General features: G+C 50.5%; 25 protein-coding genes. 11 read left to right on the forward strand and 14 right to left on the reverse strand.

Annotated elements, in window-relative coordinates; genetic code table 11:
• Nucleotides 1-13 precede the first annotated feature (13 nt).
• From L3556_RS10480 to L3556_RS10505, 6 genes are all read left to right on the forward strand, one after another.
• Nucleotides 14-787, forward strand: a complete 774-nt coding sequence (locus tag L3556_RS10480; protein ID WP_338405723.1) for a metal ABC transporter ATP-binding protein — start codon at nucleotides 14-16, stop codon at nucleotides 785-787.
• Between the two features lie 29 nt (nucleotides 788-816).
• Nucleotides 817-1,644: a metal ABC transporter permease gene (locus L3556_RS10485; protein ID WP_277867220.1), complete on the forward strand. Its 828-nt coding sequence runs from the start codon at nucleotides 817-819 to the stop codon at nucleotides 1,642-1,644.
• Nucleotides 1,645-2,121: 477 nt separating this feature from the next.
• Entirely contained in the window at nucleotides 2,122-3,561 is a 1,440-nt protein-coding gene (locus L3556_RS10490; protein WP_277867221.1) for an ATP-dependent nuclease, read from the forward strand.
• A gap of 160 nt (nucleotides 3,562-3,721) precedes the next feature.
• Complete coding sequence (locus tag L3556_RS10495) at nucleotides 3,722-4,168, forward strand: hypothetical protein (RefSeq protein WP_277867222.1); 447 nt, start codon at nucleotides 3,722-3,724, stop codon at nucleotides 4,166-4,168.
• Nucleotides 4,169-4,414: 246 nt separating this feature from the next.
• The gene (locus L3556_RS10500; protein ID WP_277867223.1) at nucleotides 4,415-4,888 is read left to right on the forward strand and encodes a type II toxin-antitoxin system VapC family toxin; all 474 of its coding nucleotides are present in this window, start codon (nucleotides 4,415-4,417) and stop codon (nucleotides 4,886-4,888) included.
• Between the two features lie 2 nt (nucleotides 4,889-4,890).
• Nucleotides 4,891-5,118 (forward strand): hypothetical protein, encoded by a 228-nt coding sequence (locus L3556_RS10505; protein ID WP_277867224.1) that lies wholly within the window; start codon nucleotides 4,891-4,893, stop codon nucleotides 5,116-5,118.
• 240 nt (nucleotides 5,119-5,358) lie between these two features.
• Here the strand turns inward: L3556_RS10505 and L3556_RS10510 are convergent, their stop codons facing one another.
• The 6 genes from L3556_RS10510 to L3556_RS10535 form a co-directional block, all read right to left on the reverse strand.
• Nucleotides 5,359-6,228, reverse strand: a complete 870-nt coding sequence (locus L3556_RS10510; RefSeq protein WP_277867225.1) for a shikimate dehydrogenase — start codon at nucleotides 6,226-6,228, stop codon at nucleotides 5,359-5,361.
• Between the two features lie 24 nt (nucleotides 6,229-6,252).
• Nucleotides 6,253-6,543, reverse strand: a complete 291-nt coding sequence (locus L3556_RS10515; protein ID WP_277867226.1) for a hypothetical protein — start codon at nucleotides 6,541-6,543, stop codon at nucleotides 6,253-6,255.
• A 143-nt stretch (nucleotides 6,544-6,686) separates the two neighbouring features.
• Complete coding sequence (locus L3556_RS10520) at nucleotides 6,687-6,836, reverse strand: hypothetical protein (protein WP_277867227.1); 150 nt, start codon at nucleotides 6,834-6,836, stop codon at nucleotides 6,687-6,689.
• Between the two features lie 4 nt (nucleotides 6,837-6,840).
• Nucleotides 6,841-7,779 (reverse strand): DUF4335 domain-containing protein, encoded by a 939-nt coding sequence (locus tag L3556_RS10525; RefSeq protein WP_277867228.1) that lies wholly within the window; start codon nucleotides 7,777-7,779, stop codon nucleotides 6,841-6,843.
• Complete coding sequence (locus L3556_RS10530; protein ID WP_277867229.1) at nucleotides 7,776-8,399, reverse strand: DUF3038 domain-containing protein; 624 nt, start codon at nucleotides 8,397-8,399, stop codon at nucleotides 7,776-7,778. Before L3556_RS10530 ends, L3556_RS10525 begins: the two co-directional genes overlap by 4 nt.
• A 35-nt stretch (nucleotides 8,400-8,434) precedes the next feature.
• On the reverse strand, nucleotides 8,435-8,638 hold the full coding sequence (locus L3556_RS10535; RefSeq protein ID WP_277867230.1) for a DUF751 family protein: 204 nt from the start codon (nucleotides 8,636-8,638) through the stop codon (nucleotides 8,435-8,437).
• Nucleotides 8,639-8,809: 171 nt separating this feature from the next.
• Between L3556_RS10535 and L3556_RS10540 the strand changes: the two genes are divergently transcribed.
• Nucleotides 8,810-9,538 carry a pentapeptide repeat-containing protein gene (locus L3556_RS10540; protein WP_277867231.1) on the forward strand — a complete coding sequence of 243 codons (729 nt, stop codon included), beginning with the start codon at nucleotides 8,810-8,812 and terminating at the stop codon, nucleotides 9,536-9,538.
• Nucleotides 9,539-9,874: 336 nt separating this feature from the next.
• Nucleotides 9,875-10,609 carry an HpsJ family protein gene (locus L3556_RS10545; RefSeq protein ID WP_277867232.1) on the forward strand — a complete coding sequence of 245 codons (735 nt, stop codon included), beginning with the start codon at nucleotides 9,875-9,877 and terminating at the stop codon, nucleotides 10,607-10,609.
• On the opposite strand, the gene pruA is transcribed toward L3556_RS10545, so the two are convergent.
• From pruA to L3556_RS10570, 5 genes are all read right to left on the reverse strand, one after another.
• A complete protein-coding gene (gene pruA / locus L3556_RS10550) occupies nucleotides 10,606-13,581 on the reverse strand; it encodes an L-glutamate gamma-semialdehyde dehydrogenase (protein ID WP_277867233.1) in 2,976 nt (991 codons plus the stop codon). The two genes, L3556_RS10545 and pruA, sit on opposite strands and share 4 nt — an antisense overlap.
• Nucleotides 13,582-13,667: 86 nt before the next feature.
• The gene (locus L3556_RS10555; RefSeq protein ID WP_277867234.1) at nucleotides 13,668-14,297 is read right to left on the reverse strand and encodes a MiaE family protein; all 630 of its coding nucleotides are present in this window, start codon (nucleotides 14,295-14,297) and stop codon (nucleotides 13,668-13,670) included.
• A 129-nt stretch (nucleotides 14,298-14,426) separates the two neighbouring features.
• Complete coding sequence (locus tag L3556_RS10560; RefSeq protein ID WP_277867235.1) at nucleotides 14,427-15,569, reverse strand: ABC transporter ATP-binding protein; 1,143 nt, start codon at nucleotides 15,567-15,569, stop codon at nucleotides 14,427-14,429.
• A gap of 3 nt (nucleotides 15,570-15,572) precedes the next feature.
• Complete coding sequence (locus L3556_RS10565; RefSeq protein ID WP_277867236.1) at nucleotides 15,573-15,737, reverse strand: chlorophyll a/b-binding protein; 165 nt, start codon at nucleotides 15,735-15,737, stop codon at nucleotides 15,573-15,575.
• A 61-nt stretch (nucleotides 15,738-15,798) separates the two neighbouring features.
• Nucleotides 15,799-16,809: a succinate dehydrogenase/fumarate reductase iron-sulfur subunit gene (locus L3556_RS10570; RefSeq protein WP_277867237.1), complete on the reverse strand. Its 1,011-nt coding sequence runs from the start codon at nucleotides 16,807-16,809 to the stop codon at nucleotides 15,799-15,801.
• A gap of 342 nt (nucleotides 16,810-17,151) precedes the next feature.
• Here L3556_RS10570 and L3556_RS10575 point away from each other — a divergent pair, with 342 nt between their 5' ends.
• Both L3556_RS10575 and L3556_RS10580 read left to right on the forward strand, forming a co-directional pair.
• Nucleotides 17,152-17,568 carry an AbrB family transcriptional regulator gene (locus tag L3556_RS10575; RefSeq protein WP_277867238.1) on the forward strand — a complete coding sequence of 139 codons (417 nt, stop codon included), beginning with the start codon at nucleotides 17,152-17,154 and terminating at the stop codon, nucleotides 17,566-17,568.
• A gap of 43 nt (nucleotides 17,569-17,611) precedes the next feature.
• Nucleotides 17,612-18,445 carry a pantothenate kinase gene (locus L3556_RS10580; RefSeq protein WP_277867239.1) on the forward strand — a complete coding sequence of 278 codons (834 nt, stop codon included), beginning with the start codon at nucleotides 17,612-17,614 and terminating at the stop codon, nucleotides 18,443-18,445.
• A gap of 42 nt (nucleotides 18,446-18,487) precedes the next feature.
• Here the strand turns inward: L3556_RS10580 and L3556_RS10585 are convergent, their stop codons facing one another.
• The 3 genes from L3556_RS10585 to L3556_RS10595 all read right to left on the reverse strand — a co-directional run bounded on the left by L3556_RS10585 (nucleotide 18,488) and on the right by L3556_RS10595 (nucleotide 21,837).
• Nucleotides 18,488-18,838, reverse strand: coding sequence for a DUF760 domain-containing protein (locus tag L3556_RS10585; protein ID WP_277867240.1), 351 nt, complete (start codon nucleotides 18,836-18,838; stop codon nucleotides 18,488-18,490).
• Between the two features lie 148 nt (nucleotides 18,839-18,986).
• Complete coding sequence (locus tag L3556_RS10590; protein WP_277867241.1) at nucleotides 18,987-20,216, reverse strand: hypothetical protein; 1,230 nt, start codon at nucleotides 20,214-20,216, stop codon at nucleotides 18,987-18,989.
• 100 nt (nucleotides 20,217-20,316) lie between these two features.
• Complete coding sequence (locus L3556_RS10595; protein WP_277867242.1) at nucleotides 20,317-21,837, reverse strand: CIA30 family protein; 1,521 nt, start codon at nucleotides 21,835-21,837, stop codon at nucleotides 20,317-20,319.
• 162 nt (nucleotides 21,838-21,999) lie between these two features.
• Here L3556_RS10595 and L3556_RS10600 point away from each other — a divergent pair, with 162 nt between their 5' ends.
• Nucleotides 22,000-25,476, forward strand: a complete 3,477-nt coding sequence (locus L3556_RS10600; protein WP_277867243.1) for a response regulator — start codon at nucleotides 22,000-22,002, stop codon at nucleotides 25,474-25,476.
• Nucleotides 25,477-25,551 lie beyond the last annotated feature (75 nt).

Consider the following 25,551-nt stretch of genomic DNA (forward strand, 5'->3'; position numbering starts at 1 on the left):
TGAGGATCCGGGATTGTCAGAAATCTCAGAAATCGTATTGGCGGTACAGAATCTCACCGTCTATCGAGAAAGCCACTGTGCGGTGGAGGATGTCTCGTTTGTATTGGAAGCCGGAACCGATACGGCCATTATTGGCCCCAATGGTGCGGGCAAAAGTAGCCTGGTACAGGCCATTTTAGGCGTGATTCCCAGTCAAAGGGGTCAGGTTTTTTTCTTGGGACAACCCCTAAAGAAAGGAGGGCCCCAATCCCGTCGTCTACGGCAACAGGTGGCCTATCTGCCCCAAAATTTCCTCTGCGATCGCCGGATTCCCATGACCGTTGAAGAACTGGTGGGTTTGGGCTGGGATTATTTAAGTTGGCAATGGCCCTGGCAACACCATCGGCAGCGGCAGCAGGCGGTTTCTGAGAGTCTCAGTCGGGTGGGGGGCGACCATCTGGGCCATAAGCTGATTAGTGATCTTTCCGGGGGCGAAACCAAGCGGGTCTTGTTGGCCTATTGTTTGGTGAGGCCGCGACGACTGTTGATTTTGGATGAGGCCCCAGCGGGATTGGATTGGCGGGGGGAGGCGGAATTTTACCAACTTTTGGATGAACTCAAACAGGAGCAAGGCTGGGCCATTTTGCAGATTTCCCATAACTTAGATCGGGTGCGTCACTACTGCGATCGCGTCCTCTGTTTGAATCGGCAACTGCTGTGCGAAGGGCTACCGGATATTATGCTCACCCGTGATAATTTAGCCCGGGCCTATGGATTAGAAGGGGTGCGCTACCATCATTTTCATTAATTGTTTGATAGTTCAATTATTTATTTTCTATGCTGCAAGCTGAATTTATGCGGGTTTTTGAACTCTTTCAACTGCCCTTTATGCAACGGGCCCTGATGGCGGGGATTTTAACGGGGGCCTTGGGGGGAATGTTGGGTAGCTTTACGATTTTGCGGCAGCTTTCCTTTTTTAGTGATGCTCTGGGCCATTCAGCCTTACTGGGGATTGTCATTGGCCTATGGTTGGGTGTGAATCCGTCTTTAGTGCTATTGCCCTTTGCCGTACTATTTGCCTTGGGTGTCACCTACCTTTTGGAACATACGCGGCTATGGACTGATGCCCTCCTAAATATTATCTATTCTTCATCCTTGGCGATCGCAGTGATTAGTCTCAGCTTTATGGGTCAATATCGGGGCGGCTTAAATAATCTGTTATTTGGGGATATTTTAGCGGTACAGCCCCTAGACCTTGTATTAAGTAGCCTTCTGTTACTGGTGGGATTGATCTTCATTGGCTTGACCCTGCGTACCCAAATGTTAATGACGGTGAATGAATCCCTGGCCATTGCTCGGGGGGTATCCGTGAGGTTGCACCGCACCATTTTTGTGGTGTTGTTGTCCCTGGTGGTTGCGGTTTCGATTAAAACCGTGGGCGTATTACTCATTAGTGCCTTTGTGGTTATTCCCGCCTGTGCTGCCCGTCTCTGTAGTCGTCAATTTAATCACTATATTCTTTGGGCGGCAGGCCTGGGTTCCCTCAGTGCTGTGTTGGGGATGCTCGTCTCTGCCTCCGTGAATTTACCCTCTGGGCCAACGATTGTCGTCACTCAGCTTATTTTTTTTCTAGGGGCCAGTGGGTTTTCCGCCCGAACCTCCTAACCGAACGTCCTAAGTGGCTGGGTTCAATTAACCTAAAAATACTGGTAAAGGCTATCATCTCCCTGCCTGGGGGCCACACCGCGGTTCCCTTCTCTTACAAGTAATTGCGCCTACCTACTTACGCTAAAAACTTTGCTTGTTAAGGAGTTTGGACAAAAATGAAGTTTTGTATATGCTATATCTAGCAGTTTTTGATACCTCTATATCCATGTGCTAGAGTGGGTTCTATCCTTATGAGTAGAGAGTTCTGGTTTTCCATTACTAAATTAGCTAGGCTGCTAATCGCTGTCTAATCAATAGTTAGACCGCTGAACTTCTTCTGGGAAGTAATGCCTTAAAATCATCAGTGGGGCAAGCATACAAAGAAAATTGGAGTGGCATTAGCTTGGTTCTATAAGGCAATCAGCGGCATCGGCTATGATCTGAACAGTCATTTGCTTTTGTAGAGCCATACCGCTAGCTGAATAAGGGATTACGATGCTGTCGAGAGAAGTAAGACAATTACAAAATACTTGGGATCGAGGTGATTTTCCAAAGCATTTAGAGTGGATTGAAATTGACGGTATACGTGGATGGACTGGTCAGCGTATAGACTTTAAGTTTCCAATTGTTTGCATTTCGGGCGAGAACGGAATTGGGAAAAGCACTATTCTTCAAGCAGCGGCATCAGCGTATAAAAATGAAAGACAAGGCTTGAATCCTTACTATGCATCAGACTTTTTCCCAGATACCCCCTGGGAAAAGGTTACTAACGTATTTATTAGGGTGTCTCTCAGACAAGGAAGCCAGACTATAAACCATGTTGTAAGAAAACCAACCAATCGCTGGAGGGGTAATCCTGAGCGCAGTGAGAGAACAGTTATTTTCCTAGATCTTCGACGTACTCAGCCTCTTTATGCAAAATTAGGATACTCACAACTAATTCGAGGTAATCCTGTTGAGGGTGTTGCCAATATTTTCTCTGATGAAACTCTCCAACGCTTCTCAGCTATTGTTGGCAAATCTTATACATCAGCTAAAAGTGCTACTTTAAAGGACTCGCCAAATAGACCAGTTCCTGTGGTTGAAGTAGGTTCACTAAGATATTCGGGTTTCCATCAAGGTGCTGGAGAGTCTACTATTGCTGAGCTTCTTGCACTAAACATTCCTAATTACTCACTGGTTTTGATTGATGAAATAGAAACAAGCCTGCATCCCCGCGCACAACGGCGACTGATGAGAGATTTGGCAAATATTAGTCGAGAAAAGAAAGCACAATTTATTGTTACTACTCACAGCCCATACATTATGGAGGAGCTACCCCCCGAAGCGCGAGTTCATGTTTTGGGTAACACCGATAACAAACGTGTGGTTTTTGGTGTCTCTCCAGAGTTTGCTTTGACAAAAATGGATGACGTAGCAGTTCCAGAACTGGAAATTTATGTTGAAGATACACGCGCGAAGATTCTTATTGAAGAGATTGTTGCAAGTCGAGGGCTAGAATATTTGTCACGAGTGACCATAACTCCCTTTGGAAAAGCTTCTGTTGGAAAAGCATTAGGTTTAATGAAATCTGAAAACAGATTTCGTCAAAAAACTTTAGTGGTGCTTGATGGTGATCAAGATCCCTCAACTGGTTGTTTGCAACTACCTGGAAACGATGCTCCCGAAGTTACAGTTTTTTCAGAGTTGCAAGCAGATGGATGGCAATCAATTGCAGATAAGCTTGCACGTTCTCATTCTGACATGGTGGATCTCTGCAATCGAGTTATGACAGAGCAGAATCACCACAACTGGGTTAAGGATATTGCCGATCATCTACTGGTTGGGGGTGATGAGTTATGGCGTGCGATGGTACGGAGATGGTGTGCAATAACTTCCTATTCTCAGGGTTGTGATAATCTTTTTGAACATCTGGGAAACGAAATTGACAGTTAGTACCTGTAAGAACACGGTCTAACAATTCGCTTGGAGCGGACTGCTGAAAGCCGCTGGTGTTGAGTCCGAGCTATTTGCAGCCGCTCAAGCGAACCGTTAGACCGCTGAGTTATCAATGGGGACTTTTTTGAATCAGTAAGTCGCCAGGAGAATTTTTAGTATGGAAACACCAGTCGGCATTCTAAGACGTGTAATCTGGGAAAAGGGCTTTGAAGAAGAGCTATGTATTGGTAGTGGCAGATTCAAGAAATGTGTAAAGGCGGGTGGTGCTGTACGAATCGTGCAGAAAGATTCAGGTTACTTTGTAGAGTTAGAGCTACTAGGTGCCGTCATTGAATACAGTTTGATTAACACTTGCTATCCAGCCTACATCATTGGAATTGCTAGCCTTGAAGTGTGTATCACTGATATTGACTTGAGTGGTTCAACCCTTAAAGGTTTGGGTGTTTCAATCAAGTTTTGTATTGGTAAATGGGGAATATCTAAATGTTGGGATATTTACAACGGTAAGATTAGATTTTTCTTGGTTAATCTATCTGAGATTAACGGAGATTTGTTTGAGCTAGGAGCCTTGGGAGAGAACATTCTGGTCGGGGTAGAAGAGTAGTAAATCAATTACCACTTGCTAGGGCAGGTGGTAATTAAGGGCACCTCGAAGAATTGCTCGATCTGCTAAAAATAGAGGCTGAAACCATTGAAATCTCGTTTGAGATCCCCCCAAATTTTGAATTAATCGAGGTACCCTTAACTGTATTCTTATTGAAAACCGTGCGGTCTAACAATATGATCTGAGCAGGACGAGCAGGGATGTGAGCTAAAATAGAGAAAGCTGGTGCCCATTTTATTTTCCTGCATGAGTGAAACCGTTTACATCGAAACCAGTATCTTGGGCTATTTGACTGCTCGACCCAGCAGAGATATTGTTGTGGCTGCCAATATTGAGGTTACGCGGGAATGGTGGGAAACGCGCCGCATTGCTTTCCAACTCTACTCCTCCCAAGCAGTTGTCAAAGAAACCTCACAGGGAGATACCGAAATCGCATCTCAACGGCTCGAAATCATTCGCAACCTCGCGTTACTCGATTTGAACCAATCTGTACTTGATTTAGCAGAGCAATTTTTGGAACGCAGTAGCCTTCCCTCAAAAGCTGATGTTGATGCTGTTCATATTGCAGCCGCAACTGTTCACGGTATGGATTATCTACTCACATGGAATTGTAAGCACATTGCTAATGCTCAGATTCAAAGAAAACTGGCAGAGATTAGTCTTGATTTGGGATACGAGTTACCGATTCTTTGTACACCCTATGAACTGCTCGGAGGTTAATTATGTACCATGATGCAATTGTAGAAGAAATTCACCAAATTCGCGAAGAGTATTCACAGTCATTCAACCATAACTTAAAGGCACTTTTCGCTGATCTGCAAAAGCAACAAGCTGAGAGTGGCAGAAAAGTTGTGAATTTGTCGCGAAAATCCGGTCTAACAACACGTTGGAGCGGACGGGCGAGAGATATTGGTGGGGATGCAAAGGATACTAGCCGCCGTTCAACTTAGCCGTTAGACCACCACTCTCCTGTTGAGACGTGGAAAAGGTTATTTATGGGTTGTAGTGATTAATCAAACATCAGTTCTTGGCTGAAGCGTAGCCAGGAGAGGGGTAAGCTGATAAGTGGCTGGGTTCAATTAACCTAAACATGCTGGCAGGGAAAAAGGCGGTAATCTCCCTGGATGGGAGCTACACTGCGATTCCCTTCTCTTACAAGTAATTGCGCCTACCTACTTAATCATTACTTTCTAACAATTAAGTCCTAAAAATTCTTGGGCGGCATTGATCATCACGGTAATATCTGGGGGTTGGCCAATCCACTGCTCCAGGGCGATCGCCCCCTGGTGAATGAGCATCTCTAAGCCATCAATGGTGTGTAATCCCTGGGCGTGGGCATGGGCCAATAGGCGGGTAGGTCGAGGTTTGTAGATCAAATCATAGACAATGGCAGTGCTGGCTAGTTGTGCTAATTGTTCTTGGGAGAGGGGACTTTGATCCCCATGGGGAGCCATACCAATGGGGGTTGTATTCACCACTAGGGCAGCCTCGGATAAATTCGGGGTCAGGTGTTCCCAGAGAATCGTCTTCAGAGGTGCTTTTAACTGGGGCCAGCTTTGGCCAAAGGCAGCTAATTTTTCAGGATTACGACCCGCAATGGTCATGCCCTGGCAACCCAACTGGTCACAGGCCGCCACCACCGCCCGGGCCGCGCCACCATAGCCTAAGATCATCACCTGGGTCTCTTGCCAAGACTGGGATAGGGAGCGCAGAGGGGCGAGAAATCCCTGGACATCCGTATTGGTTCCGGCCCAGCCCTTTTCTGTGGGCCAGACCGTATTGACGGCCCCCACTTGGGCCGCGAGGGGGGTGATTTCCCCTAGGTGGGCAATAACGCTCTGTTTATGGGGAATAGTGACATTAAATCCCTGAACATTTAGGGCCCCTAGACCGGCGATCGCCACCGCCATATCTGCTGGTTTAACGGCAAAGGGGAGGTACACATAATCCAGACCGAGGGCAGCTAGGGCCCGATTGTGGATCACCGGGGAAAGGGTATGACCAATGGGATCGCCAATCACACCCAGGAGTTGGGTTGTACCGACAATGGGGAATTTCACGCAGGGCAACGACTCCTAATTTTCCTATTCCGCAAAGACTTGAACCGTACCATTGGCCTGGAGCACCAACCGCAATAACACGGTGGACTCGCTCTCAAAGGGACTGGTCATTGGCGTATCCCGCAGGGGGATGGGGGTGCGATCGATGAACCGGGCCGCCGCACCATTTAAGGGTAAGGCTTGGAACAATGTGCCATCGGGACTGAGGACAATCCGATATTCCAGGGTGGCATCCAAACTTTCTGGGGGTTGCCATCGATCTTGGAAATAGGTGCGAATCTCCTGAACCGTTTGGCTAGGGGCACCAATCCCCAAACTTTGGCTACGTCCTTGGGGTAGGGCGGCGGTGGGAGCTTGATTTACTGGAGATTGATTCGATGGGGATTGGGGGGTAGCCGATCGCCCTTGATTGGGGGCAGGGGCAGATGGAGGGGGTGGAGGTAAGGGCTGACTTGGCTCTAGGATAATAGTTCCTTCCGGGGGCGGTGGGGGCGGTAGGGTATCACCAGCCGGGCGATATCGCTGCGGGGGGGGACAGCTTCGGGGAGAGGTGGCAGGGGTGGTAATGCCTCTTGACTCCCTGGCAAACTACTTGGGGGCAAGGGCACTAAGCTAAGATCGCCTTCTAGGGGGGGGGAGGGGGGATTGCTCCAAGTCTAGGGGCGGTAAAATCACAGGGGAATCTATCCCCGGTTCCATCATTTCTGGGGCTTCGGCGGCATCTTGGCTGATCAAAACCGGCCGTTCAACCAATTGAATTAAGGCAGCGGATAAACCCAAGACCACCAGGGCCACCGCCGCACTTCGGGCCCAAATGGGCAGGCGTTCCAGTTGAGATCGCGAGGTTGCCAGCAATTCCGGTAGGGGCTGCATCATAGCTGACCACTCTTCTAAGACCGTGGCCAAATCAAATAGCTCCGTGAGGCGCAACTTAAGCTGTTCACCCGAATCCGGGGTAGCCAAGGGCCCTAAATAGAGCCGATGGCAGAGGGGTGTTTCCGATTCCAGGTAGATCACTTTTTCCGGGGGCGGCAAATTCAGGGGAATGAGGGGAATATCCGTCATCTCCTCTGGGTCTGGCTCCAGCATATCCTCAGGGAAGGCATCAAAATCTAAGGAATCGATGTCAAAATCGGGGGTATGGACCTGGGACTCTACATCATCTACATCATCTAAGTCACCTAAACTATCTAAATCACTTAAATTATGATGATTCTGCTCCACTGGTGCAGCTTCTGGGGGCCGTAGGGATGGCGATCGACGGATTAATAGAGCTTGAACATAGTCTTCCACCACCGTAGCCAACTGATAGAGGTCTTGATCATTCCCCGTGAGTTCAATGGTATCGCTTGGGTCGGGGGAGTATCCGTTTGCTATCGCTCCATTCCCCCCATTTTTGGAATGTTCTGGCTTGGAAGGGTCAGGCCGTACTATCAGCTTAAACTGAAGCGATCGCACCGGCTGGCGCGGTAGACGATTCCCCAGGGGCAAGACATTGGCCGCAACATCTAGGGTACAGGAGGGTTGTTCGTAGGTTAGGGTTCGCTTCATAATCCAGGGAGGGTATTCGAGAAACTATGTTCGTTAGCACTATCTTCCGCACGATTAAGGGAGTTCAGGATGGGTGGCTCTGGGGGAACGGTGCGCTCTAGCAGGGTTAACCAGAGACGACGATAGCCTTGACTATTACTGTAAAAAAGCAAGTCAATGAGCAGGTCTAGGGCCAGGGTCGTTAGATCATCAGTGGGTAGGGGGGCCGCATTCATTCGTTCCTGGTATAGGGTGGTAAAACGATCTAGGTAGTCCCCCAGTAGAGGATGCTGATGGGGTTGGCGGCCCTGTTCATCCAGGACTTGCCACTGATCAATGGCCTCACGAATTAAGGACTGATGATTTTGGGCCAAGCGGGTACAAATTAATGCCAGGGCGCGGGCCTCATCCACATCTAGTTTGCGCCGACCGCCGCGACTGCGCCGCAGGGGGCTGGACTGACGCAATCGCCATAGGCCCACCCGATCGGAAATGTAGGCCTCAAAGCCCATGGCCTCGGCAGCCCCTAAGATTTCACTGGAACCCACCGCCGCCAAGGCTTCCAGACTAAGCAAAATGAGATCAATCTGGGCCTTAATTGTATTTAGCGTACCGGGTTCCGAAGGAATCGCAATGGTCATGGAATTTTATTCGTCAGGGGGCCTCTCGTTCTAGGTTAATTCACAGACAGTCCGAGCATGGCTTGGAGCGTAAAGGATACAAAAATTAATATCGCCACCAGGGTACTAATCATGGCGATCGCCGTTGCCGGCCGCTTAAACAGCGGAACTAGGGGTTCAACCGCATTCCAGACCACCCCTAAAAGAACGGTAACGAAATACCGTTGATAGCGAAGGACATTCTCCCAAAAACCCTGCATAAAATCCGTTCTCCCGTTGACAATTCCGCCAGTTTAATCCAATTTGATCCGCTTCGATCCCGTGAAATTTAGTTTTATGCTGCTTTATGTATGGCAGACAACAACACTTCGTATTCTAAGGGATTACGCTTAGACATAGAGGGTCAAGATTAAGAGTGTAGCCAGGTTTATATGTCTACGACTCAGCGAATTACGTCACTAGAACTATTAAAACGCTATGAGCGGGGCGATCGCCAGTTTCGGGGCGTGAATCTAGCGGGGGCCGATCTGCGGGGAGCTAAATTAGAGGGCATTGATCTCAGTGCCGCTGATCTCACAGGGGCCAATCTCCAGGATGCGGATCTACGGAATGCCAATTTAGAGCAGAGTACTCTCACCCGTGCCAATTTAATTAATACCCGTTTGTTGGGGGCCAATCTCAAGCAGGCGGATCTGCGGCAAATTTATCGCCATCACCAACCGGAACCACCCCCCCTTCCAAAAACGCCGACTCAAAAACCAATGGCGGTTCAGGCCGCGCCCAATCAACCCCTAGTGCTCACCCTAACCCCTGGGGAACTGTTACGTCGCTATGGTCTGGGCGATCGCACCTTTGTTGGCTATAACCTGGAAGGGATCAACCTAGAGGCCGCCGAACTCAACCAGATCAACTTTGCCCAAACCAACTTGACCGGCGCGAACCTGATGTTTGCCGAACTCCAAGGGGCTAATTTTTCCAAGGCGATCTTGGTCAAGGCAGACCTCTCCATGGCCGAACTGCAAAATGCAAATTTTACGGGAGCCGATCTCCGCCAATGTAATCTTTCCGGGGCCGATCGCCGCGATGCCATTTATGATCGGGAAACCAAATTTCCGGCAAATTTCAATCCTGAAGCCGCAGGCATGAAGCAATTTAAGTAAAACAAAAGGGTACTGCAAAAAACTGGCAACGGCGGTGTGGTGATGAATTATGTTGGAGAACGCTACCATGGTTTGGCGTGTGCTATTGCGCCCGTTCCTGCGTGGTCAATGCCCCTTGGCTGCCACTGTCCTAGGTCGCTTGTTTCACCCATTTGCGTAGGGCATCGTCAAACCCATTTCCTGGGCTGTTTGTCAGTCAGAGTCACTCCATGACCTAAAAATCTGGCTGGGGTCACTCTAAAAATCTCAACCTTCAGCATTAGCAACCTGGGGACGGTTAAGAAAAGGCCCCAAATCCAGTAAGGTTGATCAAGTAAGTTGCGAAATGAGTCATTAATGACACCGCCTAAAACTCCTCCGGTAAAACGCCCTACGCCCCTAGCTGCCCAATTCTTGAAATTGGTGGGTGTTATTCTCCTACTCACTTTTTTAGTAGATTGGGCCGCTCTTTTTGTTTCTCCCCAGTTTAGTAATAGTCAGTGGCAATTAACGGTCGTGAATCAGTTTATCGATCGCGGTGTTACCCCTTTAATTGGTTTTGCCCTCATCTATACGGGCTTTTGGATTCAATCCGTCGCCGGATCAGGCCTAAAAAATGATGGTGGTGATGCGGCTTGGAAAGATTGGCGGTTTTGGGTGTTTGTCCTCTCCAGCTTGATGGGCCTACTCTGTCTCCTGGGCATTCCTTTCTACATCTCAATTACGGGCCAAATTACGGATCAGGCGATCGCCCAGGTGAATCAGGAAGCGGCCCAAGCGGAAATTCGCGTGGATCAGGAGCAGCAGCAAATTAAAATGCTGGCAAGTACGGGGCAGTTGGAGCAACTCATTGGCAGTGAGCAGCTACCGCCGGAACAACGGGCCATTCTCCAACAACTGAAGGATGACCCCCAAGCCTTAGACAAGCAGGCGGGTCAAGCTCGGGAACAAATTCGCGATCGCCAGAAAGAAGCGGTAGATCAAGCCCAAAATGAGGCCCTCACCAATCGTTTACGGTCAGGCCTACGGGCCTTCCTCCTCGCCATTGGATTTATTACCATTGGTTGGAGTGGTCTGAAAGAGCAGCGTTAGCTATCCACACCGGCGATCGGGGCAAACCCTTGGCGTTGCACATTTTCCGTAATCACCCGTGGCTCTAGAAACTGCAATAGATAATCACGCCCCCCGGCTTTTGAGCCAATTCCCGATAGCTTAAAGCCGCCAAAGGCTTGGCGATCCACAATGGCTCCGGTAATTCCCCGATTAATGTATAAATTCCCCACCTCAAAACTGGTTTTGGCTAGGTCAATGTGGGAGGGAGTGCGGGAATAGAGTCCACCCGTGAGGGCGTAGTCAGTGCCGTTGGCAATCTCTAGGGCCTGGGCAAAGGTTTCGGCCCGGATCACGGCTAACACGGGGCCAAAAATCTCTTCCTGGGCGATCGCGGCGGTGGCGGCAACCTCTGTAAAAATAACGGGGCCAATAAAGTAGCCGGACTCTGGGCCAGGAACCGCTAGGGCTAATTCTGCCTCCTGTTGGCCTTTGGCAATATACTCAAGGATGCGATCGCGGGCGGATTGGCTGACAACCGGTCCCACGGTGGTACTGGGATGATCGGCGGGGCCAACATTTAAGGATTTGGTGGCTTCAACTAATCGCTCCACAAAGCTTTGATAAATCGGCTCTAGGACAATCACCCGGGAGCAGGCGGAGCATTTTTGGCCGCTGTAACCAAAGGCAGATTGCACCACACCGGCAACGGCTTGATCCAGATCGGCACTTTCATCAATAATGATCGCGTTTTTTCCCCCCATTTCCGCAATCACCCGTTTCAGGTGTTTTTGGCCCCGCTGGAGGATGGCTGCTTCCGCCACAATTTGACAGCCTACTTCCTGGGAACCGGTAAAGGCAATGAGGTGGACATCAGGGTGTTTCGTTAGGTAGGGGCCAATCAGGGAGCCGCGTCCGGGCAGGTATTGGAAAACCCCCGCAGGTATGCCAGCTTCCACCAGAATTTCGGTGAGTTTAGCGGCGATGACGGCGGACGGCTCGGCGGGTTTGAGAATGGCACAGTTCCCCGCCACTAGGGCAGCCACGGTCATACCCATGGGAATGGCTAGGGGAAAATTCCAGGGAGAAATAATCAGGGCAACACCACGGGGTTGGTAGTGGTAATCATTGGTCTCGCCGGGAAAATGCCGCCCATAGCCAGGGGCCAATCGCTCCATTTCATCGGCATAGTAGCGACAAAAATCAATGGCTTCCGAGACTTCCCCATCTCCTTCCCGCACCACTTTGCCCACTTCTAGGCACATCCAGGCCACCAGTTCATGGCGGCGTTCTTCCAGGAGATCGGCGGCCCGCCGCAGAATCGCGACTCGTTCGCCAAGGGGAGTCGCCTTCCACCCCGGAAATGCGGCTTTGGCGGCGCGCACGGCATGATCGGCCTGTTCAATGGTGGCCCGACCGACAATACCAATGATTTCACTGGGGCTAGAGGGATTGAGGGACTGACTTGACTCCAAGGTATTGACCCGATCGCCATTAATCAGGGGTAGATAGGTCTGTCCCAACTCCTGGCGTATCGTGCTTAGGGCCTGTTGGATAGCCTGGCGGCGATCGCTTCGGGCATAGTCGCTATCAGCGGCATTGAGAAAACTTGAGGTTTTGCCAGCGGTCAGATGCACATCCGTAGCATTAAAGTCAGGGGTGGCGCGGGGCGGGGCAATTAAACTCTCTTGATCCGTGGCACTTAAGCTCTGGCGCAGGAAGGAACTGTTAGCGGTATTTTCAAGTAAACGGCGAATCAGGTAGGCCATCCCCGGAATGAGTTCGCCGTAGGGACAGTAGACCCGCACCCGTTGCCCCATCCCCACTAAGGCCTTCGCCAGTTTGTCTGCCATGCCGTAGAGAACCTGGCATTCCATGGCTTGGGGTGGCACATTTAAGCCTTGGGCAATGGCGATCGCCTTGGCCTGGGAACGGACATTATGGCTACCAATGGCAGTGTAGAGAACCTGATGATGGGTGAGTAGGAGTTCTGTGATCCGCTCATAGTTCACATCCGTATCCACCTTGTGGGTATAAACGGGTTGGGGCCAGTCTTTTTGCACCGCTTTAATGGTTTCCTGATCCCAATAGGCTCCCTTAACGAGACGCAGGGTGACGGGATAGCCCCGCTCCTTCGCCCAACTGACAAGGCCCTGGGCATCTTGGTAACTGTCCCGCAGGTAGGCCTGGAGCGTCAGACCAATATCGGTGCGATCGCGAAATTCCGGCTCTAACAGTAAATCCTTTAATAGGCCGAGGGTGGCATTCTTGTAGGCGTACTGCTCCATATCAAAGTGAACCGCCACCCCTAACTCTGCCGCCCGCCGCAGTAAATTGCGAATTTCTTCCCCCACCCGTCGCCGACTGCCCTGGTCATCCAAGGGATCAAACTGGGAATAAAAGGCCGTTAATTTCACCGACACCTGAACCTTAGGTAAATCTTGATCCCCAAGCCGATCAACGCCATCAATGGAGGGCCAATTCTGGGCCGCCCCACTCAACTGCACCATTAGCTCCAGGTAGCGATCGCGGTAGGTCTGGGCTTCCCGCTCGGTGATCACCGCTTCCCCCAAAATATCCATGGTGACGGCCATGCCATTTTTCCGCAGACGCTCAATGGTTTTAATCACCTGGGCATTATTTTCTCCCGCAATATATTTGTGGGCTAGGGCCTGAACCGCCGTTGTAAACGTGGTCGCTGCGGCCGTTGCTGGCAGGGAATCGGGTTGGGCAAAGTTGAGGAGTTTTTTTAAGCCATCCGGCAATTCCACCGATGGATCACTCATGTACTCTTGGAGGTGGCGGGCAATTTCCGGCTTACTGTGGAGGGACGGCAAACAATCAATCATCCGAAACAGTTGTACCCGCAGGCCGGGATGTTCCATGGCCCAACCCAGAAGCTTGTCTTCAATACGCATCTGATCCCGCAATTGACTAAAAATATTTCGGGATTCTTGGGTAGCAGAGAGGAGTTGGCGGGCGATCGCTGTGGTGGCTGCTTCGTAGGTAGTCAAAATCTAATAAACCGCTGGGTGGAGTGCATTCTTATTTTCTCACGACCGTTGATGGAAGTGCTATTCGAGCTAAACTGGCGATCGCCCTAACTATGGATGCGGGGCTGGGGATGAAGACTGGCTAAAATATCACTTTCGACTTGGGCTAACTGGGTTAATCGCTCCGTGACTTGCACCAGGGGATAGGATTCGGTGGCTAACTGCCAATACACACCGTAGTGTCGGGCTTCCGAGGCAACAAGACTACCAAAAAAAATCCCTAATTCCGGATCGGGACAGTGGTGGGCCAGGAGATTGAGCCGTTCATGGCTGCGGGCCTCGATCAGGGCACAAACCAAGAGGGTATCCAGCAGACGTTGGGGTTCTTGACGGGCAATTAAACGGTTTAGGGCTGCGCCGTAGGGCGGGGCCGCTAGGGGCCCTAGGGGAATTCCCCGTAACTGAAGTTGCTGGTTCACCTGTTCAAAGTGTTGGAGTTCTTCTTGGGCAATGGCCGTTAATTGGCGCACCAACTTTACATTGGACGGATAGCGAAACATTAGATTCAGCGCAACTCCCGCCGCCTTCCGCTCGCAGTGGGAGTGATCTAACAAAATAATATCCAAATGGGCGAGCGCCTGATCCAGCCAAGCCCTAGAGGTGGGTTCCCGCAAAAACTTAATCCGAGTAACCGTCAGATCAACCGGTGGATTATTGATGGAACTGCCATTCCCCATACTTAGCTCTTTTGGGTTACTTTAACGTGAGTTCGGGAGAAGAGAGGGACAGAATAGATCGGCTTAACGTGCTAAATTCTCATCCCTCTGGTTGCCCTATGTTTAGTCTAGAAGTTGCTTAAACCGAATTCACATTAGACATAGAGATAGCCCGGAAACGGCATCAAAAAGATGGAGGTTGGTACTACTAAAACCCAGACACAGGCGATCGCCCCGCTGGATGTTCGTACCGGCGGTAGTCACAAGACTCAGCAGCCTATCGGCATCATCCCATAGATGGAACCGCACTAAATTTTCCCGACCTAGGGGTTCAACTAGGCTCACTTGGGCCTTGATGTAGAGTTCATGGTCAGCCATAGAGTTAGATTTGTTAGATTCTAAGGCTTGGGATTCCAACATCTGATCAGGCGGGAAGCAAATTTGAAGGTGTTCGGGGCGAATGCCCAAGGTATAGGGGTGATCGGGCTTCAACTTAGATTGATACTGGGGCGGACAGGGCAGGCTTTGATCCCCACAGCGCAACCGTCCCGCCTCAAGATGGATAGGGAATAGGTTCATAGGGGGATGACCTAAAAAACGAGCCACCATTTGATTGGCTGGTCGCTCATAAATCTCTTTGGGTGTGGCAATTTGCTGAATTTGCCCTCCTTCAAGGACGATAATGCGATCGGCTAGGGTCATGGCCTCCACCTGATCATGGGTGACATAGAGGGTCGTAATCCCCAGTTGTTGATGGAGTTGCTTGAGTTCGGCGCGGGTATCATCCCGGAGTTGGGCATCCAGATTAGAGAGGGGTTCATCCAGGAGAAAGACCTGGGGATTGCGGGCGATCGCCCGGCCCAGTGCCACCCGCTGTTGCTGTCCTCCCGATAATTGTCGAGGTTTGCGGCCTAGGAGGGAGTCAATTCCCAACATCTTGGCAACGGTTTGGATCCGCCCTTGGGCAGCGGCCGGATCCATTCCCCGCATTTTTAGGCCAAACCCCAGATTCTCCCGAACCGTCATGTGGGGATAAAGGGCATAGTTTTGAAACACCATGGCCACATCGCGATCGCGGGCCGGTTGATCATTGACCCGAGTTGAACCAATAAAAATCGACCCCATACTGGGCTGATCCAATCCGGCAATCAATCGCAAAATCGTCGATTTACCGCAACCAGAGGGGCCCACCAATACCCAAAATTCACCATCGGGTACCTCAAAATTCACCCGATCAAGGGCCGCAGTTCCTCCAAAGCGACGGCTAACCTGTTCTAAGCAAACCCGAGCCATGGATTAGCGTAAACCCATCCAGGTAAAAAAATCTTGACGGGTAAATAATTCTAGAACGAGCAAGGCGACAAAACCAATCATGGCGAAGCGGCCATTAATGAGTTCGGCATAGCGTGACCAGCCAAAGGAAGGGGTAGGTTGGGATTCTGGGGCATTCGATTCAGTCATAGGGGAGTTCCAAAAATGAGACGGCAAAGGACGCAGACGACAAGAACAAATGTAATCTAGCTTAGGATTTAACCCTGGAGCCGCCTTTTCTCCAGGATTGCACAGCTTCGATCAATGGGCGGATAACCCCTCGTGCTGGGGAAGGATGAAAGCGAAAGGGGAACTTACCCCGCCCTAGCATCCGCGCCCCCAAGGGGATGAGACTTCCCAGACCCCGCCAATCGCGAAAACCATTGCCCAAAACCCGCAGGCCAAACTTGCGCTCATCAATCCATCCCCCCTCCTTCACCAAGTTAATTAAAACGAGGCGATGGCGCAGGGGACGATCTAGGGCCGAGGCAGCCACGGTATTATCCTCCGTTTTGGTTTCTAAAATCGCCCCCTTGATTTGACTAATCCGATCCAGGGGAGCCACATCCATGGGACACACTGTATTGCAATTAAAGCAGCGGGTACAGCCCCACACCCCAGACTGGACGTTATTGTAGGCCTCTAGGCGATCTCCCCTGGCCTGATCTCGACTATCCGCTAGGACACGGTAGGCCTTGGCTAGGGCATGGGGGCCCACAAAGGCAGGGTTGACTTCCCGGGCATTACAGTCCGAGTAGCAGGCCCCACAGAGGATGCAATTGCCCGCCTGGTTTAATTTTTCGCGATCCCTAGGGGACTGTAAAAACTCCCCCTCCCCTAGCTGGCGGGCCGGGGCACTCACGTAGGGATCCACAGCCCCTAAATTTTGCCAAAATCCCTGCATATCCACCACTAAATCCCGAATCACTGGCATATTTCCCATGGGGGCAATGGTAATCGTATCCGGGGCGATCGCCTGGGCTAATTCTTGACGGATGCTATTTTGGCAGGCCAGGGCCGCCCGACCATTGATCTGCATCGCACAACTGCCACAAATGGTATTTCGACAATTTTTCCGAAATGCCAGGGTTCCATCGTGATACCACTTGATTTGGTTGAGGGCATCTAAAACCGTCAATCCTGGTTCAATATCCAGAGTATAGGTTTGTTCATGGCTTGGTTGCCGTAAGGTCTGGCGTTTAATCTTAAAAATGACCTGCATATAGTTACGGGGAGAAGGAGGACGGTAGGTGGGGCCGAGAATAACGAGATAGAAACTAGCTGAAATTATCTTCTATCCTAGTCCTGATGGGAATTTTAGGGCAATCTTTTCTCGGCAAAAACCATTAAAACTGTTAAATTAATCACTTCTTTAGGGCTGTATTTCATATTTTTACTTAGAAATGGGTAAAAATCGATTCCCTCCTGGGACTAATGGAGTTATATTTGAAGAGTAAAGCGTGCCTAAAATCTTAAGGCAGTTGAATGCTTTGGTTTAACAATCCTTGAGTTTGTTTTTCCTGACATCACCTTTTCAAGCGTTGTCTATTATTCTAAATGGCTTATGGTTGATAACACAGACATACCCACTCCGCTCACCGGAAAGGCCCTTCTCCAACGTCTCAAAGATATTGGTGATCAGCCTCGCCGTGAAGCCGCAAGGCTTTGTGGTTACTATAAATTTACTCGCTCCGGTGATATCCGCGTTAATTTAGGTTCTTTTTACGATGCAGTCGTGGAAGCAAGCGGTATACCCCTAGAACGTGAAAATACCGTTGAAAATCGGGGTCGAGATCCGGCTTTTCGGGTGAGTGTCCATCAAAGTGGTCAAATTGTGATTGGTGCGGCCTATACCAGGGCAATGAAATTGAATCCGGGGGATGAATTTAACATTAAGCTAGGCTACAAACATATCCATCTCTATCAAGCCAGTGAAGATGGCAAAAGCAGTGAAAATGGCTATCAGGAAGACGGGGATTAGTCCCTGTCATCACGTCTGATCTGAATAATCTATGAATTGATCGATGGATGATTGGTTCGCTCTCATGGTGGGGAATACCCATCATCATTGGGCCTGGTTTTCGGGGACAACCCTGCGGGGCAATGGTGAAACGACGACCCATGACAGAAAAATTCAGCAAGGGGACACTCAAGGAATCAGCCAGGAAATCAATTCCAGGCCAGGTTCTCAGCCAAATTCTCAGAATGTCCCCTGGCCTGATACATTCCCCCCATTGGGGACAAATGTGTCTCTCTGGCGAGCGTCCGTTGTTCCCCTAGATCAACTCATCCCCCTGCCCATCGCCTCGATCTATGATGTCCGTTTAGGAGATGTTCCCCTAACGGGTGCTTACGATACCTTGGGGATTGATCGGGCCTTGGCCCTTTGGGGGGCGATCGCCCAGTATGGGGGCCCGGCCCTCGTCATTGATAGTGGTACTGCCTTGACCTTGACCGGGGTAGATCAGGATCACCATTTTATTGGCGGGGCCATCTTACCTGGACTGGGATTAATGGCAACGGCACTCCATGAATATACGGCCCGTTTACCCTCCATTACCTTCAAAGCCATGGCGACGATACCCGATCGCTGGGGGAAAACCACACCCAGGGCTATGGAGAGTGGCATTTTATATACGGTAGGGGCAGGAGTACAGGCCTATATCAATGACTGGCATAGCCAATTTCCATCGGGCAACGTGATTCTCACCGGTGGCGATCGCCATCTCCTAGCCCAGCTTCTCCAAACTCTTCAAAACCCATCTGTAACGGTCGATCCCCCCCCTATTCTGGATCCCCATTTAGTCTTTTGGGGAATGCGTGCCCTTCGTTTTCCAGAACTTTCCCTACTTCATTAAGGACGCGAGGGAATATTTAAGCATCACTCCAGCCTCTTAAGCTTAGCGATCGGCATCCGATGGCATTGATACGGAATTACTGAAACCTGTTTCCAGTTCCATCCGTTGTTCCATTTGCCGCAAAAAGTAGCCCGTCATCATTGCCGAAGCGAGGAGTCCGGCCAAATTGTCGCGATCGGTGGTGATTTGCACATTAAAGGCTTCCGGTGGCAATCCCCCCACTAAGCCCTGGACATTGTGACTAATGATCTGACGAATTTCCGGACTTGCCGAACGGGCAACCCGAGTTAAAATTTCTGGAGACTGACTCTGAAGGTACTTCAACAGTAAGTTGGCCTGAGCATCCTCGCCCACAGAGGAGTGAAAATTTACACTTTCAGGATCAAAGACCATAGCGTATTGCCCAATAACTTAAGTTTCTATTTTGGCATCTGTTGCCATTTAATGCATGGTGGGATCTATTCAAAGACTCCATATCCACGATTCTGCCATGGCTAAATCCATCATATAACAGTTCACAGTTGACTATCTCTTGATTAAACTATTTCTTGATTAAAATGTAGGCTCCCACATAGTCCGGTAATTGCCTGGCATAGGATTGATAGGCTTGATAGGTTGGAAAGGTTCCCGTCAGGAAATCTAACTGATAGAGATTGGGAATAAATGCACCACCAGTATCGGCAATGACCCCCAGGCGAAATATGCGTTGTCCTCGCCGTTGGTCCTCTAATAGCACCACCCGACCCAGGCCCATATTAAAAACATCCCCAGCAAAGGTGACCTCTGGCTCAATATTAATTTTGTTGTCAATATGGCTGCCGTAGCCCTTAATCGCTTCCACGGGACGAAAATACCAATAGCGTTTTTGCTGGTAGGGATCAACGCCACGCACAAATGCAATTCCATTATTGCGATCCACATTAAAAAATGAGGATGTGCCATCGGTAAAATTAATCAGAATTGTGCCCTGCATTAAGGCATCTTCAAAGGCGGCCCGAGTTAGGTAGGCAAGGGGTTTAACCCGACCCGCTTCTTTGCCCCCTGGTTCATAGATACCCTGGAGTACATCCTGCTTTGTGTATTGCTTATAAAACAGTTCTGTCTCATCCCCATTGGGTAGGGCATAGAGGGCGACATTATAGGTTCCGGTCTTTTGGCGAGAGCCTGGGTGAGTAAAAATAGCATAGTTGGTTAACCGCAACTGCTGTCTTCTTTGCTGAGCTTGGGAATTTTCAGTTTTCGGCTGGTAGGGCAACCACTGAATGACACGAAAATGTTCATTGATAAAGTCGCCATCTTGCAGCCGCATCGGACGTTTCTGACTAATATCTTCAGTCAGGGTGAGGATCATAAAATCTAGGGTTTGGAGGACATCCTCAAGGGTCACGCCCTGGGAGGCTAAAACCCCCGGCCGCTGAATCACCGGATCACTCTCCTGAAACTGTTCAAAGTAATGACGGGTATTCCGGAGAACCTGGAGGAGTTTCATCGGGGAGGTTTGGATTTTTCCTGAAGGCAAGGGGCGATCGCGGAAGTATTGATCTCCATCGATCCAGTAACGAAATTTCGAAAATTCATCCACGACCCCATAGCGAGTTGGCGGATCAGCTACAACGGGATCGGGTACAACGGGATCGGCATTAACAGGGTTCACCGGGGATGGCTCTGATGGGGCCTCTTCCAGGGTTTGTACCGATGGGCTACACCCTAAAATCATCCCTGTGGCAAAGATAGCGGCGAGAAGCGATCGCCATGGCCAAAACATGAGCATCAGTTAGAAGAACCTATAGACAACCTGTATCGATCTACTCTAGAACAATCCGGGAGCCTGCCGTCAGAGCGCTCAATCTTCAGGGGAGGGTGGGGCTGATTCAAACATCGGCTAAAAATTGTCCCATTTGACTGGCCCAGGCTGAAGATCCGCCTCCATCTTTGGATTCTGCGGTGGCTTCGGCCAGTTCAACGGTGCGGCCGCAGGTCTGGGGAGCATTGATCAAGGAAACGATGAATGCCACGAGATCATCGCGGTTAATTTTTCCCGTCAACCGATCCCCTTGGGCAAGCTGTAGGGGGCGATCGCCCGGTTCTTCGGTTAGAGCACAGGGACGTAAAATGGTATAGGGCAAACCACTCTCCCGCACGGCATTCTCTCCGGCCAGTTTCCAAGTGAGAATTCCCCCCAATTGATCATTCATTTTCACCGCTGGGGGTTGCTGGGCCAAGTCTAAATCCGATCGCCCGGGTCGAGTTACCCCCGCAGAACTAACCATGATCCAACGGGGTAAATCCGGCCCCCCATAGGCAGCAATGGATTCGATTTCCAGGGCAAAGAGGCCCGCCTTAAAGTGGGGATTTAGGTTGCCATCGTACTCAAACTTACTGAGCATCAACTGCAAGGAATGGATCTGGCCAATATTGAGGGGTGGGGCACTGGGCAACGTTCGCGCCCGAAAAACGGGGGTTAGCTCTCGGAAGGGAATTTGCACCGTGATCCATTCATCGGCAACGGTGTTAAAGGAATAGGCGTAGCCCACCCCATCCCAGGCTTCCTCACTCCGCAGGAAAAACTTATAGCGTTGACCATCTCCTTTCACCCGTAGGGCAATCCCTTGGTAGCCCACTAAATTTAAGGGTGGGTAGAGATTCCGCGTGCGAATGGAAACAAAGCCCCCGGAATTGGCGGTGGAGACGGTTCCCGTAAACAGGGCCGTTGTACTGAGTAGGCGCAGACCACTTTCACTCACGCCGCCCATGACCACATCATCTAGGGCACCCCAAACCTCCCCTAGCACCGGAGAAGGATAGCGGTAGTCAAAGAGAGGATAGGTGGATGACTCCTGGGCAAAATGGGGAACCGCTAAGGCTAACACCGCCTTGACACCCTGATATTCCACCTGCTCCGGACTGGGGCCAACCACCTGGGGGGGATAAAACTTAATTCCTTGGGCATACTTTTTTTCGTCTGGGTCGGGTTCCACTGGACGAATAATGGTTCCTAAGCAGGAGATCACGGTACGCACATGGGTCATTAACTCCGGTGGCAGACTGTCCGCCTCGGTGACATCCCCCGTGACAATTTCCAGTAGTTCTGAATGGGGTAAAACCTTTTCCGCCTTTTGGCGATCGCGCACTAGGGCCCGTACACCATATCCTTGGCCAAGTAACTGTTTCACCAGCCGTCGCCCCGTGCCCCCCGTTGCTCCCAAAACCAAGATGAGGCCCGTGCCGCCGTAGGATACCCCTTTCATTTCAAGTGGCAAGAATGGCTCCAACCCGGCCCGTATATCACTAAGTAAGCCACTAAAGTTACCGATAAAGGGTAGGGTTTCAAAATAGGCCAAGGTCTGGGCAAAACGTTTAATATCCCAGGGTGCATTATTGGTCGATGTCATAGCGGATCGTATTACAGAACTAATTCCCATTGTAGAGATAGATAAATTTCAGGTATTGTCCTGTATTAAAACCTGCATTAAAAACGCTTCAACCCAGGGCAGGGAGTATCAATGCCTATAATGTAGATACCGAGTATAAAACCCCTATTGTCCTGGTCGGCAATGCGCTGCGCCCCAACCCCTGAAAATGAATTTGAACGTCTCCAGGCCCTGGTCAGTTATCACGTTCTGGATACGGATCCAGAGGCGGAGTTTGACGAATTAACCCAACTGGTGGCAGCGGTCTGTGATGTTCCGATCGCCCTGGTGAGTTTAGTGGACTCTGGGCGGCAGTGGTTTAAGTCCAAGGTGGGAATTGATGCCAGCGAAAGTGGTCGGGATGTTGCCTTTTGTGCCCATGCGATTTTGCAACCCGATTTATTTGTTATTCCCGATGCCCTAGAGGATGAACGCTTTTTTGACAATCCCTTTGTCACCGATGGCATTAAGATTCGTTTTTATGCGGGAATGCCCCTGATTACGGAGGATGGCTTTGCCCTGGGAACCCTCTGTGTGATTGACCAGAAGCCACGGCAATTAACGGCTGTCCAAGAGCGCACCATCAAAACCCTGGCCCATCAGGTAGTGAATCAACTAGAGTTACGGCGGCATTTACTGGAAGCCCAAAGCAACCGCGATCGCCACCAAGAGGTGATGGCCCTTCAGTTGGCTATTTTGAATAGTGCCAATTACTCGATTATTGCCACCGATGTCCATGGTTTTATTACCCTCTTTAATCGAATCGCAGAGCAGTGGTTGGGCTACGAAGCCGAGGATGTGATCGGTCGTTTAACGCCTGCCATCTTCCATGATCCAACGGAGGTAGCCCAGCGGGCGATCGCCCTGAGTAAGGAATTTGGCTACAATATTGCCCCTGGTTTTGAAGTGTTTGTGGCCAAGGCCCGCTTGGGGGCTGTGGATGAACAGGAATGGACTTACATCGGTCGGGATGGCAGTCGGCGGCCCGTACGGTTATCGGTGACAGCGACTCGAGATCCCCAGGGCAATATCACTGGCTTCATGGGCATTGCCAATGATATTTCTATTCAGAAAAAAATTGAAGCCCAACTACGTCTACGGGATCGGGCGATCGCCGCCAGTACCAATGGCATTGTGATTACGGATCATCGCTTGCCCGATCGGCCAATGATCTATGTCAATCCTGCCTTTGAGAAAATCACTGGCTATCGGGCCGCTGAGGTTTTGGGCAAAAACTGTCGCTTTTTACAGGGGAAAGATCGTCATCAAGCGGGGCTACAGGCCCTACGGGGGGCGATCGCCAAGGGATTATCCTGTCGGGTAATTTTACGAAATTTCCGCAAAAATGGCCGCCCCTTTTGGAATGAACTTTCAGTCTCACCCATTTACGATGACCAGGGGGAACTCACCCACTACATTGGCATTCAAAGTGATGTCACCGAGCGTAAACGGGCCGAAGTCAGCCTGCGGAAACAAATGCAGCGGGCAACCCTCCTGCGCCAGATCACCGAAGAAATTCGCCAACGCCTAGAGCGGGATCATATTTGCCGAACGGCGGTGGAAAAATTGGGGCCGGCCTTGATAGCGAGTCGTTGCATCATTTATTGCTATCATCCCCAGCCCACGCCAGCCCTGAGTCTAGTTGCCGAATACCGAGATACGGGCATTGATTCGGTGCAGACCTTATCCAGTGCCATTGAGGCCCACTTACTCCAACTTCAGGAGAAAATTGACCTGAAAAATGATCAGGTCATGGCGATCAAGGATGTCTACCAAGAACCCAGTTTAGCCAATCTCCACGATTGCTGTGAGCAACTCGGCGTGAAATCCGTCCTCTTAAGTCGCACCTCCTATCGGGGCCAGACCAATGGCATTTTAATTGCCCATCAATGTGGTCGTCATCGGGATTGGAGTCCGGCGGATCAGGAGCTTTTTGCTAGTGTGGCGGCCCAGGTGGGGATTGGCCTCGCCCAGGTACAACTGTTGGAGCAGGAAACGGAACAACGGCAACAACTTGAGCAGCAAAACCAGGAACTAGAGCAGGCCCGCCTCAGTGCCGAACTGGCCAACCGCGCCAAGAGTGAATTTTTGGCCACCATGAGCCATGAAATTCGCACCCCCATGAATGCGGTTCTAGGGTTTACCAACCTATTGTTAGATACGACTCTCAATGATCAGCAACGGGATTTTGTCCAAACCATTTACCAGGCAGGGGATGCCCTCCTTTCGATTATTAATGATATTCTTGACTTTTCTAAAATTGAGTCGGGCAAACTGGTTCTGGAGCAACAGCCCTTTGAGTTGCGGGACTGCCTAGAAGATGTTCTCAGTTTGTTAGCCAGTAAGGCCGAGGAAAAAAGTCTTGAACTTCTCTATACCATTACACCGCAAACGCCGGATTTAGTGCGCGGCGACATTACCCGACTACGGCAGATTTTAGTCAATTTGGTGGGCAATGGCCTCAAGTTTACCCACGCAGGGAGTGTGAGTATTCATCTGGACGGGGGCCCAGTGCAAGCCAATGACCGGCAAGAGATCTTCTTTCGGGTGGTGGATACGGGTATTGGCATTCCCAGCGATCGCCTGGATCGACTCTTTAAGCCCTTTAGTCAGGTGGATGCCTCCACCACGCGGGAGTACGGCGGCACGGGTCTGGGTCTTGTCATTAGTGAGCGGCTCTGTCAGTTGATGGGCGGGCAGATGCAGGTCGAGAGTCATCCGGGCCAGGGAACGGCCTTTATCTTTAGCATTCAAGTGGAGGTGTTGGCCGCCTTTTCGGAGAGATCGCAGCCCGATGAACGGCTCAAGCTCTTGGCGGGTCATCGTATTTTAGTCGTGGATGACAATGGGGCCAGTCGGCAACTCCTGCAAACCCTGTTAAAGTCTTGGGGGATGGCGCCGGATATGTTTCCCAGTGGTGCTGCGGTCTTAGCGGCCGAACCCAATTGGCAACTCGCCCTCATTGATTTACAAATGCCGGAAATGAATGGTCTCCAATTGGCTGAAAAACTCCACAATCAACGTCCAGATATTCCCCTCGTGCTAATGACTCCCCTGAGTTGGTTGGAATCGACTACGGCAAAAAATCTCTGTGCCGGTTATGTCACTAAACCCCTGAAACCAAAGCAACTGGAGCAGGTTCTCTGTCAGATTGTTGAACCCACCACTGAGGCCAAGCGAAAGACGGAACGGCTGGCGATCGATCATGAGATGAGTCAACGCTACCCGCTGCGGATCCTTTTAGCGGAAGATAATGCTGTCAACCAAAAAGTAGCCCTGCATATTTTCCGGCGGATGGGCTACCGGGTGGATGTGGCCGCTAATGGTTTAGAAGTTTTAGACGCACTCCAACACCGCCCCTACGATGTGATTTTTATGGATGTACAAATGCCCAAGATGGATGGTTTGACGGCAACGGAACGGATCTGTGAAATGTGGCCCACCAGTCAACGGCCCTGGATTATTGCCATGACCGCCAATGCCCTAGCGGGCGATCGCGAGCGTTGTTTTCAATCGGGAATGGATGACTATATTAGCAAACCCATTAAGCTGGAAGACCTAGGGGATGCCATTAGTCGCTGCCGTAGTATTAAACCCAAATCTACCTATCCCCAGCAGTAATCTATTTTCAGTCATAATTCCAGTCATGATTTCCAGTCATAAAACTAACGATTAACCAGGAATCACGGGTCATAC

Source organism: Candidatus Synechococcus calcipolaris G9, assembly GCF_029582805.1.
In the GTDB taxonomy this organism is placed as follows: domain Bacteria; phylum Cyanobacteriota; class Cyanobacteriia; order Thermosynechococcales; family Thermosynechococcaceae; genus Synechococcus_F; species Synechococcus_F calcipolaris.